Raw genomic sequence first — 698 nt, forward strand, 5'->3', positions numbered from 1 at the left:
CCAGCCCTCGCGTACTGAGCCGCAAATACTCCGCCCCTGGCAGCTAACCCAACGTGGGCAACCTTCATGTCTGTTCCGAACTGATGCTGAAGCCCCGCAGATACGCTGGACCCCATACTCATCGCGGCCGCGATGCGTTCGCTCGGCAGGTCCATGGCGTGAGCGCATGCGGCGGCAGCGGCGATCGGACCAAGCGTGGATGTTGAATGCCATCCCGACAGGTAGTGCCCGAAGCCGAGAGATTCACCAAGACGAACAATAACCTCATATCCGACCGTCCAGGCTCGAAGGATGTCACCAACGGTCAAGCCGTCGCGAAAGCCAACGGCAAGAAGCGCCGCAAGGATCGGTGCGCTGGGGTGCGTCGAGCCCACGAATTCGTAATCATCAAAATCGAGAGCATGGGAGCGCACGCCATTGAGAAAGGCAGCCCCACCGACACTGAGCATGCCGCCACCGACAATCGAAACCGCACCCTCTCCGGATTCTAACGATATCGCCTTCTCGGCCAGGGCAGACACGGCCGTAGTTCTGCCGCCAAACATGCAAGATGCGGTATCGACAAGGCTTCGGCGCGCCTCCTTTTCGATTGTGGGCGACATATCGCCCCTATAGCTCCCGGCCCATTCGGCAATTGACGACGCGATATCGAGATTCGGCATATTCATTCAGCTTACTGATCAAGAGCTCGATCGTTT

At 58.7% G+C, this 698-nt stretch carries 1 protein-coding gene; it reads right to left on the reverse strand.

Translation table 11 applies throughout. From position 1 onward, the window contains the following. A partial coding sequence (locus tag NKJ81_RS32590; RefSeq protein ID WP_352542991.1) for an MmgE/PrpD family protein occupies positions 1 to 668 on the reverse strand: 668 nt, incomplete at its 3' end. Between the last annotated feature and the right edge of the window lie 30 nt (positions 669 to 698).

Origin of the sequence: Mesorhizobium sp. M0018 (assembly GCF_040323955.1) — a bacterium.
Taxonomy (GTDB): Bacteria; Pseudomonadota; Alphaproteobacteria; order Rhizobiales; family Rhizobiaceae; genus Mesorhizobium.